Here is a 15,922-nt window from a genome sequence, read left to right on the forward strand (position 1 = left end):
CGTCTATAGACCGCGGCGCCCAACGGATTTTCTCGACATGTCTGAAACCATCGAACACGCGGTGGCCCGCCGCCGAACATTCGCGATCATCGCGCACCCGGACGCCGGCAAGACCACGCTAACCGAAAAGCTGCTGCTGTTCGGCGGCGCCATCCAGCTCGCCGGCGAAGTGAAGGCCAAGAAGGACAAGATCCAGACTCGCTCCGACTGGATGAAGATCGAGCGCGAGCGCGGCATCTCGGTCGTCACCTCGGTCATGACATTCGAGTACGAGAACAACGTCTTCAACCTGCTCGACACCCCCGGCCACGAGGATTTCGCCGACGACACCTACCGGACGCTGTCTGCGGTGGACGCTGCCGTCATGGTCATCGACGCCGCCAAGGGCATCGAGCCGCGCACGCTGAAGCTGTTCGAAGTGTGCCGGCTGCGCGACATCCCGATCGTCACCTTCGTCAACAAGATGGACCGCGAGGCGCGCGACACCTTCGAGATCCTCGATGAGATCGAGGAGAAGCTGGCGTTGGACACGGCCCCGATGACCTGGCCCATCGGCCAGGGAAAGACCTTCGCCGGCACCTATCATCTTGCCCAGAATGCGGTGCGCCGCGGCGACCAGGAGCAGGAACGCACGCCGGTGCACGGGCCGGATTCCAATCGGGCCGCCGGTCTGCTTCCCGAAAACGACCGGCCCGCCTTCATCGAGGAGCTGGAACTGGCCCGCGAAGCCTGCCGCCCCTTCGATCTCGACGCTTTTCGCGAAGGCCACCTGACGCCGGTCTATTTCGGCTCGGCGCTGCGCAACTTCGGCGTCCGCGACCTGATCGAGGCGCTCGGCGAGTTCGGACCGGCCCCACGCGACCAGGAAGCCGACACGCGGACGATCCATGCGGCGGAGCCGAAGATGACCTCCTTCGTCTTCAAGATCCAGGCGAACATGGATCCGAACCACCGCGACCGCATCGCCTTCGTGCGCGTCTGCTCCGGCAAGCTGGAACGCGGCATGAAGGCGAAACTCGTGCGCACCGGCAAGCCGATCAGCCTTTCGGCGCCGCAGTTTTTCTTCGCCCGCTCCCGCATCACCGCCGACGAAGCCTATGCCGGCGACGTGGTCGGCATCCCGAACCACGGCACCTTGCGCATCGGCGACACGCTGACGGAGGGCGAGGAGATCCTGTTCCGCGGCGTGCCGAATTTCGCGCCAGAAATCCTGCGCCGCGTGCGCCTCGGCGACGCGATGAAGGCCAAGAAGCTGAAGGAAGCCCTCCATCAGATGGCCGAGGAAGGCGTGGTCCAGCTCTTTTCGCCGGAAGACGGCTCGCCCGCCATTGTCGGCGTCGTCGGCGCGCTGCAGCTCGACGTGCTGAAGGAAAGGCTGAACATCGAATACGGGCTGCCCGTCGATTTCGAGATGGCGCGTTTTTCCGTCTGTCGCTGGATCACGGCCGACAAGCCCTTGGAACTCAACCGCTTCATCGAGGCGCATCGCGGCGACATCGCCCGCGATCTCGACAACGACCCGGTCTTCCTGGCGCCGCATGAATTCGGACTGAATTACGAGGTCGAGCGCTGGAAGGAGATCCGCTTCACGGCGGTGAAGGACTACCAGGTACGCGACGCGGCCTAGAGGCCGGCGTCACCGCGCAGGCTGGCGAAGGCGAACGGGGAACCCTACCTGTAGGGCTCGGCTCGACCTGCGGAGGCCATCATGCGACTTGCGTACCCGATCGTCGCCCTGCTTTGGGCAACCGCCGCGGCGCATGCCACGAGCATCACGATCGACCTGCCGGGGACGGAGGAGGCCGCGCGCAGCACGGTCGCCTATGCCTGCGATCCCGCAAAACTGACGGTCGAGTACATCACGACGAGCGCCACATCGCTGGCCGTGGTCATGACGGACAAGGACACCGTCGTCATGTCCCGCGTGCCCTCGGCCTCGGGCGTGCGCTATGCCGGCGAGAACTATGTGTGGTGGACCAAGGGCAGGGACGGCAGCCTATATGACGTCCTCAAGGGCGACGACGCGCCCGCAATCGCGAAGTGCACCGACGCAAGCTGAGCTGGCGGAGGCAATATTGCCGTGAGCCGGATCGATCACCTTCTCGTTGACGAACTCGTCGAATGGATGATCGACGGGGCCAGACCCAGCGCCAGCGCGCGCGACATCGTCGAGCGGATCTGCACGCAACTGACGGCTGCCGGAGTGCCGATCGACCGCTTCGCGCTGTTTATCTACACGCTGCACCCCAATCTCGTCGGATGGCGCTTCACCTGGACCCCATACCAGGGTGTGGAGGTCAGTCAGGGCAAGATGGGCCTGTTCTCGACGGAGGAATACACGGCCAACCCGTTGCCCACCGTTGTCGAAAAGCAGATATCGATCCGCAGGGGGCTCGAAGATCCGGACAGCCCGAAGGACTACAGGATCGTGCATGAGCTGATCGCCGACGGGTTCACGGACTACCTGGTCCAGCCGGTGATCTACACGACAGGCGAAACCAACGCCGTCAGCTGGTCGACGAAAGCCGCAGGCGGCTTCGGCCCCGAGGCTGTTGCCGTGCTGGAGCGCGTCAACGCGCCGCTCGCCAGGCTCACCGAGACCTATTTGCTGAGGCTCAACGCCGCGACGATCCTTTCAGCCTATGTAGGCCGGAACGGCGGCGATCAGATCCTCAAGGGGCGCGTGCATCGCGGTGACGGAGAGGAGATCGAAGGCTCGATCCTTTTCACCGACATCGCCGGCTTCACCGAGCTTTCCAACGCCATGAGCGGCCCGGAGGTGGTTTCCCTCATCAACGACACCTTCGACCTGATGGTGCCCGCCATCGAGGGTCATGGCGGGGAGATCCTCAAGTTCCTGGGCGACGGTTTTCTGGCGATCTTTCCGCATGACGCCAGCGACCTCGACGCCGCCGCACAGGCGGCGCGGGCGTCCGTCATCGAAGCCGAGGCGGCGATCGCCGACGCGCCGGTGGGAGAACGGATCACCTTCCGCTCCGCCATCCACGATGGACGTTTCCACTTCGGCAACATAGGCGGCGCCAACCGGCTGGACTTCACTGCGATCGGACGGCCGGTCAACTATGCGGCGCGGCTGCTCTCGGCCGCCGGATCACTCGGCCTGAGGCGGGTCGCCTCCGAGGTCGTGGCCCCGCATCTCGGGACACCGGCGCGACTTGCCGACCGGATTGCGTTCAAGGGTTTCCCGGGGCGCCAGCCGGTCTTCACCTACTGAACCCCGATCCGCCCACTGCGACTTGTGCGCACAGACGCGGCGCGGTTTTCCTCGTCGCGGGGTGCTGGATGCGGACGCCGAAGCGCATCCTCCGAACGACGCTGCGTCAACCGTTCTCTGGATGGCGAAAGGCGTTGCACTTTGGATGGAGGCCATCGCGATCGCCGCCGGCGCATTTTGGCTTCACAAACCGGGATCAGGATGTTACCGCCGATCATCCAGAGCACAGGAGGCCCCCGCCTTGTGACCTGATCATCGCCGGAAAGAGGCCTGTGGACACGTCCCGGGCTGTCGAAAGCGCGCAGCCAAGCCGCCCGCTTCACCTATGCATCACGCGCCCGCGCAATGCCGGCGGCACAGTCTGAATAGGTTGCCTGAACAGATTCAATGACACGTCCAACACTCGAAGACCTTTGCATAGGTGATAATGCAACCGTCCGCGAGGCAATGTCGCGGCTCAATCTCACTGCATCAGGAACACTGTTCGTCACTGATCCGGATGGGCGCCTCACAGGGACGCTTTCGGACGGCGACATACGGCGTTGGCTCCTCAACGGCCACAATCTCGAAGAGCCGGCGAACCGCGTCGCGAACCGCAAGCCCGTGACAGCGCCTCCGGGAAGCTCCATAACCGCTGCACGGGCGCTGATGGATCAGTTCGACATCCATCTGATCCCCATCGTCGACGGCGAACGCCGCGTCACCGATTTCTGGACGCGCAGCCACAGCGCCGTGCGCGACGAGACGCCGGTGGTCATCATGGCCGGCGGCCTGGGTGTGCGGCTGCGCCCGCTGACCGAGCATCTGCCCAAGCCGATGCTGCAGGTAGGAGAGATTCCGCTGCTCGAGCGCATCCTCCTGCAGCACATCCACCAGGGCGCCCACAATTTCTTCTTCTCCGTCAACTATCTCGGTCACATCATCGAGGAGCATTTCGGCGACGGCTCCCAATGGGGTGTCAACATCCGCTACCTTCGCGAGAACAAGCGGCTCGGAACGGGTGGCGCACTGTCCCTCCTGAAGCAAGCGGATCTCGTCTCGGACTGCGTCATCGTCGCCAACGGAGACGTGATCTCGGAAATCAACATCCCGTCCCTGCTCGCCCACCACCGCGAAACGGGGGCAGCGGCGACCTTGTGCGTTCGCACGTTCAACTACACGGTTCCCTTCGGCGTCGTACGGCAATCAGACGGCTGTGTGACCGCCATCGAGGAGAAGCCGACGATGGCCTACAACATCAATGCAGGCATCTACTGCCTGTCCAACGAAGCCATCAGCCTCATCCCGTGCGACGAGTACTATGACATGCCCACCCTGGTGTCGCGTCTCATTGGTCTCGACAAAAGGTGCTCGCTGGTGAATCTCACCGGCTTCTGGATCGACATCGGAACGCACGAGGAATATCACCGCGCCAACGCGCACTACTCGATGTGACCGAAAGGCCCATCGCGTCGCAGCCGCAGGCATGGCGGCCTCATCGCAATGTGGAAGCGGGCGTGCCGACTTCGCGCTTCCCAAGGACGAAAGCCCCAAAGTGCACGAAGCTCCTGGTTGGATGACCGATCCCGATCGCGTCTACTTCATCGCCGAAGCCGGCGTGAACCACAATGGCGAGATCGAGAAGGCGCTCGCCCTGGTCGACATCGCGGCCGACGCCGGCGCCGACGCGGTGAAGTTCCAGACTTTCGACACCGCCGCACTGGCGACGGTGAATGCGCCCAAGGCGGCCTATCAGGAACGCAACGACTCGCGCCACAAGAACCAGTTCGACATGCTGAAGGCGCTCGAACTGTCGCGCGGCGACTGGGAGCGCATCGTTGCGCGCTGCGCCGAAAAAGGCGTCGCGTTCCTGTCCACGCCGTTCGATTTCGGCAGCGCCGACCTGCTCGAGGCGCTGGGCGTCAACGCCTACAAGGTCTCGTCCGGGGACCTGACCTTCCACCAGCTTCTGGCGCATATCGCGGCCAAGGGCCGGCCGATGGTGATCTCCACCGGCATGGCGACCATGGGCGAGGTCGAAGAGGCGGTCGATGTCATCGAGAGGAGCGGCAATCCTCCGCTGGCCATCCTGCACTGCGTCTCCGACTACCCCTGCGCGCCGGAGGACTGCAATCTCAACGTCATCCCGATCATGCGCGCCATGTTCGGCCGGCCGATCGGCTGGTCCGATCACACCGATGCCGAGGTGACCGGCCTCGCCTCCGTCGCGCTTGGCGGGCGGCTCATCGAGAAGCATTTCACGCTCGACCGCAATCTGCCCGGCCCCGACCACAAGGCCTCGCTGGAGCCCGATGCGCTTGCCGGCTTCATCGCCAACATCAGGACGCTGGAGAAGGCGCTGGGCGACGGCCGCAAACGCCCGACGGCGGCAGAGAAGAACACCGCCGCGCTGGCCCGCCGCAGCATCGTCCTGTTGGCCGACATCGAGGCTGGAGAGACGCTGACGGCCGCCAATTGCGGCGCGCTCCGGCCGGGAACGGGCCTGCCGCCGCGCATGCTCGACAGCCTGCTCGGCCTGAAGGTTCGCAAGGCCATGGCCGCCGGCACGGTGCTTTCGCTGGCCGATCTCGGCTGAACGGATGTCGGACGGACGGGACATGTCGGAACGCCGCCGAGCCGCACCGAACAGGCGGCGGATCGCCGTCGCCACCACCAGCCGCGCCGATTTCGGCATCTACCAGCCGGTGCTGGCCGAGCTTGCGGCGAGCGACAGTATCGAGTTCGGCCTGATCGCCGGCGGCAGCCACCTGATGCCGGAGCACGGCTCCACCATCTCGCATGTGCGCGCCTCCGGCTTTCCGGTGTGGGGCGAAGCGCCGATACGATTTGAAGGCGGCGTGCTCGGGGTCGCGCGCATGATGGGGGAATCGCTGACGGCTTTCGGAGAGGCGATCGACGAGATCAGGCCCGACATGCTGCTGACGATCGGCGACCGCTTCGAGATGTTCGCCGCAGCCGCAGCCGCCAGCCCCTTCGCGCTGCCGGTCGCGCACATCCATGGCGGCGAGGAGACCGAGGGCGCGGTCGACAACATGTACCGCCACGCCATGACCAAGATGGCGCACGTTCATTTCTGTGCAACGCCGCTCAGCGCACGCCGCATCGTCCAGATGGGCGAAGCACCGGAAAACGTCCACGTCACCGGGGCGCCGTCACTGGACGGCATTTCGGACATCCCCTTGCTCAGCCGGCAGGCGCTCAGCGAACGCTTCGGCTTTCCCGAAGCGCCGTACATCCTCACCACCTATCACCCCGAAACCCTTCAGCCCGACGCCACGGCCTCGGATTTCGATGCGCTGCTCGCCGCGCTGGAGAGATCCGGCCAGCACGTCGCCTTCTCGCGTCCCAACGCCGACGCGGCGGGCGACCTGTTCAACAGCCGCCTCGAACAGGCCGTCGCCGCGAACCCGCGCTTCCGGATCTGCGACAATCTCGGTCGGGTCGGCTATTTCTCCGCCATGGCGAACGCGGCGCTGATGGTCGGCAACTCCTCCTCCGGGATCATCGAGGCGGCGTCATTCCATCTTGCAGTCGTGAATGTGGGCGGCCGCCAGGCCGGACGCGAGCGCTCCGCCAACGTCATCGACGTCGCGGCCGAGCCAGACGCGATCCTGTCGGCTATCCAGCGCTCGCTGTCGCCTGAAACGGCCGCGACGATGCGCTCGGTCGAAAACGTCTATGGGGACGGACACGCGTCGCAGCGCATCCGGAGCGTCCTCGAAATCATGGACCTTGGGTCCGGGCTGATCCGCAAACGCTTCCGCCTGCTGGACAAGAGCTGAGGCGGACGCCAGGGCCGCGCACCGGCGGCCCTTAAGTTCTCAGGCCCGCTGATCGAGGTTGCGATCGGAATCGCGGTGCGTCGCGAGGAAATCCGGCTCGATCTCGCCGATCACACCTTTCAGGCGATCCTTGTCGATCTCCGTCGCATCAACGCCTGCGCCGTCGCCCGCCACGACGCGCTCCAGCCGGCCGATGACGTCGGCGAGGTTGCCCGTCGGCGACGGCCTGTGCGTCACCGCCTGCATGGACCCCAGGCCGATCTCGACGACCGTTTCGCCGTTGGCGACGAATTCCTCATAGGGCTTCTCTCCGCCGGTGTCGGCGGGCGTCATGATGAGCGGCCAACGCTTCGCGCCCCGCGTCTCGTCGAGTTCGGCCTTCGCAGCCGATTCGTCGTCGTAGAGCCGCGGCGCGTAGCCGCTGGCTTCCAGGAATTTCTCGGCGATGCCCCGCAGGGGCACCAGATGCTCGCGCGGATCGAGGCGCGGGATGGCGATGTGGCCCGCCGGCGCGAGCAGCGCGGCAAGCGTGCAGATGTGGCCGGACTCCTCCAGGCTCACGAAATAGCGGCGTATCTCCTTCGGGCAGGCCAGCGGCTCGCCGCGCGCGAGACGGTTCTCGAAGCTCTGCAGGAGCGAGCCGTTGGAGAAGGCGACGTTGGCGAACCGGGCCGACGTGACCTCGCCGCGGAAGCCCGGCGCTATGTCCGCGTCGAACAGCACATGCTCCATGATCCGCTTGGTGGCGCCCATGAAGGACGACGGATTGGCCGCCTTGTCGGTCGAGACGGAGAAGTAGCGCGCCTCCGGGGAGCTCTCGGCAAGCCAGCGGCGGAAGCGCGCCTGCTTGACGATGTTGGTGTCGAGCATCTGGAGGATCGAGAAGGAATCCTTCTCGGAACGCACGTGCTTGATCGCCGCGAAGTTGAGCACGATGTCGTATGGCCGCTCCTGCTGCATCAGGTAGCGCATGGCCGCCGAGCCATAATCCAGCGGCAGGGTGCGGAAATCGGGAATGTCGGGCGCGTTGGCGTCGGACCTGAACTGCCTCACGAACTCGGCGAGCGCATTCTCGTTCTGGTCGATCACATGCAGCGTCGCCGGCTCGAAGCGACCAAGCACGACGGCCGTGTTCGAGCCGATCGAACCGGCGGCGCCGATGGCAAGCACGCGGCGGCCTTTAACGGCGGTGCGAATCGTCTCTGCCTGACGCTCGATATCCGGCAGGAACATGGATTCGGCGCGCCCCGTGGCGATTGCGTGAATGCTCATTCGACGGCGAACCTTCTACGTTGTGGGAGAACGGCCAGCGGCGACACCGCCTATATCAAGCGGCGAGAACCTGGCGGACCGCCGCGATGACGGTCGCCTGCTGCTCCGGCGTCAGCGAGGTGGAGCAGGGCAGCGTGATGATGCGGCTCCACAGATCCTCGGTGACCGAGAGATCCTCCGCGGGGGCATCGCGATAGGGCGGCTGGCGATGAACGGGCTTCCAGAAGGGCCGCGCTTCGACGCCCAGTTCCTTCAGCCGGTCGCAGAGCGTGTTGACGACGCGCGGCTCAGGCCCCTCGAACACGAGGCCGGAGAACCAATAAGCGGTGCCGCGTTCGCTCGGGGCCGGAAACAGTGAAATCTCGTTGTTGCCTGCGAACGCCGTGTCATAGGCATCGCGGATGCGCTTCTTGGCCGCGAGGAACTCGTCGAGCCGGTCGAACTGCGCGCAACCCACCGCAGCCTCGATGTTGGTCATGCGATAGTTGAAGCCGACCTCGTCGTGGTCGTAGTCGCGCCCGACGCGCGCTGTGGTCGTCAGGTGCCGGGCGCGCTTCACGAGGTCCTCGCGCCCGACGATCATGCCGCCGCCGCCCGAGGTGATGGTCTTGTTGCCGTTGAAGGAATAGACGGTGAGATCGGCGAGTTGCCCGATCGGACGGCCCTTGTAGGTGACGCCGATCGCGGCGGCCGCATCGGCGACGACCGGCAGGCCATACTCGCGAGCCACGGCGCCGATGGCGTCCATGTCGGCCGGCGTGCCCAGCGTGTAGACCGGCATGATGGCGGCCACGCGCTTGCCGGTCGCGCGGTGGATGACGCCGTCGCCCGTGCGGGTCGTCTTGTCGCGCAGCGCTTCGCTCAAACGCTCCGGGTCGAGCGTCCAGTCGTGGCGGCTGATGTCGACGAACCACGGCGTTGCGCCACTGTGCGAAATGGAGTTCGCGCTGGCGATGAAGGTGAAGCTCGGCACGACGACCAGGTCGCCATGGCCGACGCCAAGCGCCCGCAGCGCCATGTGCAGTCCCTGGGTGCCGCTGCCCGTCGCCGCACCAAGCGCCGTTCCGGAAAGTTTCGCGACCTTCGCCTCGAAGTCGGTGACAAACGCGCCAACCGTCGAGACGAAGTTCTCTTCCACGCATCTCTGGAGATTCGCCGCTTCTGCTTGCCCAATGTTCGGAATGGCAAGAGGGATCATCGGCAGTACCACGCTCTACTGAACCAAATCGTTGCCGATCGCCTTGGTCAAGGCGCTGCGCCTCTAAGGGAATCACTGGCGATGGCAGGGTCGGAAGGCGTCTTACAGAGTAACGCACCACGGCACAACGCCGGCACGGACCTTTCCCTCGTGACCTATTGCCTCTCCCTCGCCGCCCTGCACTGCGACGATGACGCCGGGTTGATGCTGTTCGGGCCTCAGTCCTATATAGCGCGTCGCGGACCTTTGGCGGTTCCCAGGTATCGCCCCACGGCCGAGCAACGGGTCCGGCGCGAGCAAATGTCCGCGACGGGTATGAAAGGGAGTTCTTTTGCAGGTTTCGGAAGTGCAGCAGGAGGACTTCGTCGCCGAAGTCGACCGACAAATCACCCGGGCATATGAGCTTGCGGAACGCGGAGATGTCGCCGGGGCGGTCGAGTTGTTCGGCGAGATCAGGGATTTCGGCGAGCGGCCGCAGTTGAAGCCTCTCGTCGACAAGCTCGAGAACGGCTTCCGGGCGTCGGTATCTGCCGAACGCGACAAGTTTCGAACCTTCATCCGCGAGGGCAATCCCTCCGACCCGGAACGGCGGATCGTCATCCTCGCCGATTCGCTGGGCTTGCCCCGTCCCGAACATCCGAACGACATCCTCAACGGCCTGCCTACGAGCTATGCCTTTGCGCTGCGGGAAGCAGTGGCCCGCCGCGCCGCCGAGGAGGGCGCTCCTGCGACGGCGATAGATCCGCTTTGCCAGCGCTATGCGACCACCGACAGGGTACTGGAGAACATGGCGCTTGCACAGCTCGATGGCGCCGATCTGATCATCCATGTGGGCCTGAACGACTTTTCCAGGCGTATCTTCATGGAGCGGCAGCGACTGGCGCTTAAATTGCTGCCCAACGCCCTCGTCAACCGGATCGTCAAGTTCAGCCAGGTCAACATGTACCGCGCCGACCTGATCCGCCATTTCAGCGAGTTCTGCTACGTGCCGCTGGACAAATGGGTCGCCAATATCCAGTCGATCATCGACAAGGCCAACGCCGCGGGCGCACGTTCCCTGACCTGGTTCACCATCGTACAATTGCCGATGACGGTGGAGAGCCACACGCCGAATTACCGCTACAATGTGACACGCTATAACCTGGCGCTCTACGAAGCAGCGCGGCGGGGCGACATCCAGCTCCTGGACGCCGACCGCATGTTCTGGGACCATGGGTACAAGGCGCACATGCACAGCGACCTCATGCATCTTTCGCCGAAGGGGCACGTTTCCATCTGCAACCGGATGATCGAGCGACTGTTCGACGTGAAGGCCTACAGGGTCCACGAATGATCGGCCTCCCGCGCACGGGAGCTGCTCAACGGCGGCTGGCACCGTGGTGAGACTGGCCGCCGGCGCCGACCAAAGCGGCACGAACCAGGATAGCCCCATGCCCGACCGGCGTTTCCCAGGTCGGGCGACGACGCTGCCCCTGACGCTGATCGTTCCCACACACGGTCGCCAGGAGCTGCTCAACCGCGCCCTTGCCAGCGTCGCCAGGCAGTCCGCCCGGCCGAGCGAGGTACTGGTCATCGATGACGGGTCCGAGCCGCCCATCTCCATCGATGCGCAGATATGCAATGCGCTCGACGTCAGACTGATCCGGCACGCGGCGAACAAGGGAGCCGCGGCGGCGCGCAATTCCGGCATGCGTGCGGCCGCCAATGAATGGGTCACCTTCCTCGACAGCGACGACCAATTTCTCGACGACACGCTGTCCCTGCGGTGGACGGCGGCAACCAGGGGAGAGCCCGTCCCTGCGGACCCAAGCGTGGTGCATGGCTGCGGCTGGATCGATGTCGACGAATCCGGACGACCCTTGACGGTGCGCCGGCCGCGTGGCGCAAGCGCCCCGGCCGCCTTTGCCTCGGGATGCTGGTTCTCTCCCGGATCCTGCGTCATCCTCAACGCCAGGGCGGCCCTGGAGATCGCACCGCAGGACGAAAGCCTCCGGCGCTTCGAGGACTATGACTGGTTCCTCGCCCTGGCACTTCGCGGTTTCTCGCTGCGAACGATCCCGGACGAGTGCGTCGCCATCGAACGCGTGCGCCGCCAGGACCCCCGGCGTGTCGCGGAGGCTGTGGCGATGCTCCGAAGCAAGTGGCGTAACCTCACGCGCGATCCTGCCACGTTGAGGCGGATCGACGCCTATCTCGACCTGGAAATCGCCGCGGCCCACTACTTTGCCGGATCGCGCCTTCGTGCGGCGTGCGCTCTGGCGAGCTCCTATCTCAATGCGCCGCGGCTTTCGCTGCACCTTTCGCCGGGGTGGACGATGGAGCGCCGCGCGAGTTCCCTGGACTTGCCTGGTCAGACGCCCTGAACGTCAAGGCGCTCAAGCAGGACAACGGCGGACGTGTTGTAGGTGGTGCGGGCAAATTCGCGGAAGCCGTGTTTGGCTGCGACGCGAAGCGACGCCGTGTTGTCAGGATCGATGATGCAGGTCATGCGTCTGCCCGAAAACAAGGTTCGACTCCAGTCGATGGCCGCAGTCACGGCTTCGGTGGCAAGTCCGCGCCCTTGCGCCTCCGCAATCAAGATCCAGCCCATCTCGAGCGAACCCTCGATCGATGGGTCGAGATCGCGCTTGGACTCCAGGAACCCCGCCTCGCCGAGAAAGCGCCCGGTCGACCTTTCCTCGATCACCCACATGCCGAACCCGAGCAGCGCCCACATCCCCGGATAGCGCAGCATCCGCGCCCAGGCCTGCTCGCGCGGCGTGCCATTCCTGTTGATGAAGCGCATCACCTCCGGGTCGCTCACCATCGCGAAATAGGAGTCGAAATCCTCGGCGCGGTGCCCGCGCAGGACCAGACGCTCGGTCTGGAGGACGGGGGCGGGATTCACACGCTCACCGTCTTCAGCCGTTCGGCAACAAGCGCGGCGAGACGTTCGGCCACTGCCTGCTTGTCCATCTCCGGCCACTGCTCCGCACCGGCCCGCGAGACGATCGTCACCTGATTGCGGTCGCCCCCCATCGCTCCACCCTCCTCGCTGACATCATTGGCGACGATGAAATCGGCGCCCTTCTTCTTCAGCTTCGCCTCGGCGTTCTTCATCAGGTCATGCGTTTCCGCGGCGAAGCCGACGACCAGATAGGGCCGCTGCTTGTGGTGGCCGATGCCGGCCAGAATGTCCGGGTTCTCGACCATCTGCAGCGCGGGCGGTCCCTCCCCCGCCACCTTCTTGATCTTCTCACCGGCTTCGCGGGAGGTGCGCCAGTCGGCGACCGCCGCGACGAAGATGCCGGCGTCGACCGGCAGCTGCTGCTCAACCGCATCGCGCATCTCGCGCGCGGACTCGACATGGACGGTCGCGACGCCGGCGGGATCGGGAAGGTTCACCGGGCCGGACACCAGCCTGACATCCGCCCCAAGGCGCGCCAAGGCAGCCGCGATCGCATGCCCCTGCTTTCCCGACGAGCGGTTGGCGATGTATCGTACCGGATCGATCGGCTCATGCGTCGGTCCCGACGTCACGATGATCTTCCTGCCGGAGAGAGGTTTTGGACGGTTGTCCAGCAGCGCCTCGACGGCGGCGACGATCTCCAGCGGCTCGGCCATGCGGCCTTCGCCAGCCTCGTTGCTTTCGGCCATCTCGCCCTTGTTGGGCCCTACGAATACAATCCCGTCCTTCGCGAGCGTCGCATGATTGCGGCGGGTTGCCGGGTGCGCCCACATTCTGGGGTTCATCGCCGGGGCCATCAGCACGCGCTTGTCGGTGGCGAGCAGCACGTTCGCGGCGAGGTCGTTGGCAAGACCGTTCGCCAGCTTGCCCATGAGATCGGCCGTCGCCGGAGCGACGACGATCAGATCGGCCTCGCGGGAGAGCCTGATATGCCCGACATCATGCTCGGCCTGGCGGTCGAAGAGATCGGTGAAGACATGGTCGGCCGACAAGGCTCCAACGGAAAGCGGCGTCACGAACTCCTTGGCTGCCGCCGTCATCACGCAGCGCACCGCGGCGCCCCGCTCGCGCAGGCGGCGGATCAGGTCGAGCGACTTGTAGGCCGCGATGCCGCCGCCGATGATGAGAAGGATGCGCTTGCCCGAAAGGATCATCTCGGCTCGTCGTCCTCAGCTCGACCCAAGCGCCGGCTCGACATCCGTATGGATGAAATCGTCGCCCTTGAAAAGCAGTGGAAGTCCGCGAGTCTTGGCAAGCGCGTAGGAGAAACAATCACCGAAATTCAGGTTCGCCCTGTGCCCGCTGCCGCGGCCATAGAGCAGATACGCGTTCAGGCCCACTTCGTATTGTGCGGGGTCGAAGGCCACAGGCTCGATGTTCGCGCCCCTCAGCAAGACATTCATGTTGGCCAGCGCCCCCGTGCCGAGCCCCCTCCCGACGACAACACCACATTCGAGCAGCGAGCCCGCGCTGATGAACTTGGGAACATCCAGCGCGAGCTTCGAGGCATAGACCTCGGCATCAGTCTCCCGCTTCAGGATAGCGATGATCGCCGAGGAGTCCGTAACGAAGCTCATTTGCTCTCGATATAGGCATAAAGTTCGTCGGAGACCTTCTTCTGATCAAAGTCGTTCTCAGGTTCCACACCGAGTGCGACTATCTCCTCAGCAGAGAGGAGCCGGCGCTTGGCGGGTTCCTGAACGGCTTGGGTGATCACGTCGCGGACGTGCTGCTCCATCGACACGCCCCTTGCGGCGGCACGCTTGCGAAGCTCGAGCTTCACGCCCTCGTCGAGGTTCCTGATGGTCAGAACGCCCATTCGATCGACTCCGATGCCGACCGATCTTAGCTCGATCTACAGCGCAGTCAATGACAGCGATGACTGCGTTGCTGTCACCGCGCCCGTCAACTTAGCTCCCAGGCGATCCAGACCATGGCCGCTGCGATCACCCACAGCGCGATCCGGCCCGAGCGGGTATGGCGAGCCTCGGCCTTGCCGATGGCGCGGGCGGTCTCCGCGTCGAAGCGCAGGCCGTTTTCCGCCATGGCGTCGATCTCGCGCGAAAGGCGCTCGGTGCGGGCGGCGAGATCGGGTATCTGCCGGGCCAGCGAAACCAGCGCACTGACACCCTCGCGAGCGTCGACCAGCAGGCCGCGCGGGCCGAGATTTCCCGCAATCCAGTCGCCGACCACCGGCTCGGACGTCTTCCACATGTTGAAATGCGGGTTGAGCGTGCGGGCAACGCCTTCAACGACGACCATCGTCTTCTGCAGGAGAACGAGTTCGGGACGGGTCGCCATGTCGAACAGCTCCGTCACCTCGAACAGCAGCGTCAGCAGCTTCGCCATGGAGATCGTCTCGGCCGACTGGCCGTGGATCGGCTCGCCGATGGCGCGGATGGCCTGGGCGAAGGCAGCGACGTTCTGCGTCCGCGGCACATAGCCTGCCTCGAAATGCACCTCCGCCACCCGCACGTAGTCGCGGGTGATGAAGCCGTAGAGGATCTCCGCCAGGAAGCGCCGTTCCTTCCGGCCCAGCCGCCCGCAGATGCCAAGATCGACCGCGACGATGGTCCCATCAGCCTCGACGAACATGTTTCCGGGATGCATGTCGGCATGGAAGAAGCCGTCGCGCAACGTGTGGCGCAGGAATGACTGGACGAGATTGGCCGCGAGCAGGTTCATGTCGTGGCCGGCGGCGCGCAGGCCGTCCAGGTCGTTCAGCTTGACCCCGTCGATCCACTCGATGGTGAGGACGTCGCGGCCGGTGCGTTCCCAGTCGACCGACGGTACGCGGAAGCCCGGATCATTGCGGGTGTTCTCGCCAAGCTCCGACAGCGCCGCCGCCTCCAGGCGGAGGTCCATCTCGATCCGGGTCGTCTGCGCCAGCGTTTCGGTGACCTCGACCGGCCGCAGCCTGCGGCTCGACGGGATGTACTTCTCCTGCAGGCGGGCGGCCACGAAATAGCTCTCGAGGTCGCGGAAGAACATCTTTCGGACGCCCGGCCGGATCACCTTGACGGCAACCTTGCGCGGCGCGCCTTCCTCGACGACTTCCGCCTCGTGCACCTGGGCGATCGAAGCAGCGGCGACCGGCTCGCCGAGACGCGTGTACAGGTCTTCGACGGAGCGGCCGAGCGAACCCTCGATCGAAGCAACGGCTTCGGCGCGCGGAAAGGTGGGCATGCGGTCCTGCAGCGCGGCCAGATCCAGCGCGATCTCGTCTCCGACGACGTCCGGGCGCGTTGCCAGGAACTGGCCGAGCTTGACGTAAGAGGGACCGAGACGGGCGATGGCGTCCGAAAGGCGCTGCGAGCGGTCCTTGCCCTTCGCCCGCCGCTTCGTCAGCAGCTTCGCCATGCGCCAGGCAGTCCGCGGGAACCCGTCGAGCTGGTCGCCCGGCAACGCGGCCACCACCCCCTCGCGCGTCATGATCCAGCCGGCGTGGATGAGCCGGAAAAATGCGCCGACGCTGCTCATGCTGCGTC

The 15,922-nt window shown here is 65.2% G+C and carries 15 protein-coding genes; 8 read left to right on the forward strand and 7 right to left on the reverse strand.

What is annotated here, in order from left to right; genetic code table 11:
• Positions 1-37 precede the first annotated feature (37 nt).
• The 6 genes from PD284_RS03210 (at position 38) to neuC (ending at position 7,017) form a co-directional block, all read left to right on the forward strand.
• Positions 38-1,627: a peptide chain release factor 3 gene (locus tag PD284_RS03210; RefSeq protein ID WP_274626786.1), complete on the forward strand. Its 1,590-nt coding sequence runs from the start codon at positions 38-40 to the stop codon at positions 1,625-1,627.
• Positions 1,628-1,708: 81 nt separating this feature from the next.
• Positions 1,709-2,059 (forward strand): MliC family protein, encoded by a 351-nt coding sequence (locus PD284_RS03215; protein ID WP_274626787.1) that lies wholly within the window; start codon positions 1,709-1,711, stop codon positions 2,057-2,059.
• A 21-nt stretch (positions 2,060-2,080) separates the two neighbouring features.
• Positions 2,081-3,235, forward strand: a complete 1,155-nt coding sequence (locus PD284_RS03220) for an adenylate/guanylate cyclase domain-containing protein (RefSeq protein WP_274626788.1) — start codon at positions 2,081-2,083, stop codon at positions 3,233-3,235.
• Positions 3,236-3,622: 387 nt separating this feature from the next.
• On the forward strand, positions 3,623-4,669 hold the full coding sequence (locus PD284_RS03225; protein ID WP_274626789.1) for a nucleotidyltransferase family protein: 1,047 nt from the start codon (positions 3,623-3,625) through the stop codon (positions 4,667-4,669).
• A 121-nt stretch (positions 4,670-4,790) separates the two neighbouring features.
• Positions 4,791-5,810, forward strand: a complete 1,020-nt coding sequence (locus PD284_RS03230) for an N-acetylneuraminate synthase family protein (RefSeq protein ID WP_274626790.1) — start codon at positions 4,791-4,793, stop codon at positions 5,808-5,810.
• A 22-nt stretch (positions 5,811-5,832) separates the two neighbouring features.
• Positions 5,833-7,017 (forward strand): UDP-N-acetylglucosamine 2-epimerase, encoded by a 1,185-nt coding sequence (gene neuC, locus PD284_RS03235; protein WP_274626791.1) that lies wholly within the window; start codon positions 5,833-5,835, stop codon positions 7,015-7,017.
• 39 nt (positions 7,018-7,056) lie between these two features.
• On the opposite strand, the gene PD284_RS03240 is transcribed toward neuC, so the two are convergent.
• The gene (locus PD284_RS03240; protein ID WP_274626792.1) at positions 7,057-8,289 is read right to left on the reverse strand and encodes a polysaccharide biosynthesis protein; all 1,233 of its coding nucleotides are present in this window, start codon (positions 8,287-8,289) and stop codon (positions 7,057-7,059) included.
• A gap of 55 nt (positions 8,290-8,344) precedes the next feature.
• Positions 8,345-9,487 carry an aminotransferase class I/II-fold pyridoxal phosphate-dependent enzyme gene (locus tag PD284_RS03245; protein WP_274626793.1) on the reverse strand — a complete coding sequence of 381 codons (1,143 nt, stop codon included), beginning with the start codon at positions 9,485-9,487 and terminating at the stop codon, positions 8,345-8,347.
• Positions 9,488-9,818: 331 nt separating this feature from the next.
• Here PD284_RS03245 and PD284_RS03250 point away from each other — a divergent pair, with 331 nt between their 5' ends.
• Both PD284_RS03250 and PD284_RS03255 read left to right on the forward strand, forming a co-directional pair.
• Complete coding sequence (locus PD284_RS03250; protein ID WP_274626794.1) at positions 9,819-10,820, forward strand: SGNH/GDSL hydrolase family protein; 1,002 nt, start codon at positions 9,819-9,821, stop codon at positions 10,818-10,820.
• Positions 10,821-10,917: 97 nt separating this feature from the next.
• Positions 10,918-11,850: a glycosyltransferase family 2 protein gene (locus PD284_RS03255; protein WP_274626795.1), complete on the forward strand. Its 933-nt coding sequence runs from the start codon at positions 10,918-10,920 to the stop codon at positions 11,848-11,850.
• Here PD284_RS03255 and PD284_RS03260 read toward each other — a convergent pair.
• The 5 genes from PD284_RS03260 to ubiB form a co-directional block, all read right to left on the reverse strand.
• Positions 11,838-12,374: a GNAT family N-acetyltransferase gene (locus PD284_RS03260; RefSeq protein ID WP_274626796.1), complete on the reverse strand. Its 537-nt coding sequence runs from the start codon at positions 12,372-12,374 to the stop codon at positions 11,838-11,840. The genes PD284_RS03255 and PD284_RS03260 overlap by 13 nt on opposite strands.
• Entirely contained in the window at positions 12,371-13,588 is a 1,218-nt protein-coding gene (gene coaBC / locus PD284_RS03265) for a bifunctional phosphopantothenoylcysteine decarboxylase/phosphopantothenate--cysteine ligase CoaBC (RefSeq protein WP_274626797.1), read from the reverse strand. The genes PD284_RS03260 and coaBC overlap by 4 nt, the downstream gene beginning before the upstream one ends.
• Positions 13,589-13,603: 15 nt before the next feature.
• A complete protein-coding gene (locus PD284_RS03270; RefSeq protein WP_274626798.1) occupies positions 13,604-14,011 on the reverse strand; it encodes a type II toxin-antitoxin system VapC family toxin in 408 nt (135 codons plus the stop codon).
• The gene (locus PD284_RS03275; RefSeq protein WP_274626799.1) at positions 14,008-14,253 is read right to left on the reverse strand and encodes a FitA-like ribbon-helix-helix domain-containing protein; all 246 of its coding nucleotides are present in this window, start codon (positions 14,251-14,253) and stop codon (positions 14,008-14,010) included. The genes PD284_RS03270 and PD284_RS03275 overlap by 4 nt, the downstream gene beginning before the upstream one ends.
• A gap of 86 nt (positions 14,254-14,339) precedes the next feature.
• Positions 14,340-15,914, reverse strand: a complete 1,575-nt coding sequence (gene ubiB, locus PD284_RS03280) for a 2-polyprenylphenol 6-hydroxylase (RefSeq protein WP_274626800.1) — start codon at positions 15,912-15,914, stop codon at positions 14,340-14,342.
• Positions 15,915-15,922: the final 8 nt, after the last annotated feature.

It is taken from the genome of Mesorhizobium shangrilense, from assembly GCF_028826155.1.
In the GTDB taxonomy this organism is placed as follows: Bacteria; Pseudomonadota; Alphaproteobacteria; order Rhizobiales; family Rhizobiaceae; genus Arvimicrobium; species Arvimicrobium flavum.

What these genes read in the sequence shown, in the direction of transcription:
- PD284_RS03210 (WP_274626786.1), top strand. Translation starts at nt 38, where the DNA reads ATGTCTGAAACCATCGAACACGCGGTGGCCCGCCGCCGAACATTCGCG.
- PD284_RS03215 (WP_274626787.1), top strand. Translation starts at nt 1,709, where the DNA reads ATGCGACTTGCGTACCCGATCGTCGCCCTGCTTTGGGCAACCGCCGCG.
- PD284_RS03225 (WP_274626789.1), top strand. Translation starts at nt 3,623, where the DNA reads ATGACACGTCCAACACTCGAAGACCTTTGCATAGGTGATAATGCAACC.
- PD284_RS03230 (WP_274626790.1), top strand. Translation starts at nt 4,791, where the DNA reads ATGACCGATCCCGATCGCGTCTACTTCATCGCCGAAGCCGGCGTGAAC.
- neuC (WP_274626791.1), top strand. Translation starts at nt 5,833, where the DNA reads ATGTCGGAACGCCGCCGAGCCGCACCGAACAGGCGGCGGATCGCCGTC.
- PD284_RS03240 (WP_274626792.1), bottom strand. Translation starts at nt 8,289, where the DNA reads ATGAGCATTCACGCAATCGCCACGGGGCGCGCCGAATCCATGTTCCTG.
- PD284_RS03245 (WP_274626793.1), bottom strand. Translation starts at nt 9,487, where the DNA reads ATGATCCCTCTTGCCATTCCGAACATTGGGCAAGCAGAAGCGGCGAAT.
- PD284_RS03255 (WP_274626795.1), top strand. Translation starts at nt 10,918, where the DNA reads ATGCCCGACCGGCGTTTCCCAGGTCGGGCGACGACGCTGCCCCTGACG.
- coaBC (WP_274626797.1), bottom strand. Translation starts at nt 13,588, where the DNA reads ATGATCCTTTCGGGCAAGCGCATCCTTCTCATCATCGGCGGCGGCATC.
- PD284_RS03270 (WP_274626798.1), bottom strand. Translation starts at nt 14,011, where the DNA reads ATGAGCTTCGTTACGGACTCCTCGGCGATCATCGCTATCCTGAAGCGG.
- PD284_RS03275 (WP_274626799.1), bottom strand. Translation starts at nt 14,253, where the DNA reads ATGGGCGTTCTGACCATCAGGAACCTCGACGAGGGCGTGAAGCTCGAG.
- ubiB (WP_274626800.1), bottom strand. Translation starts at nt 15,914, where the DNA reads ATGAGCAGCGTCGGCGCATTTTTCCGGCTCATCCACGCCGGCTGGATC.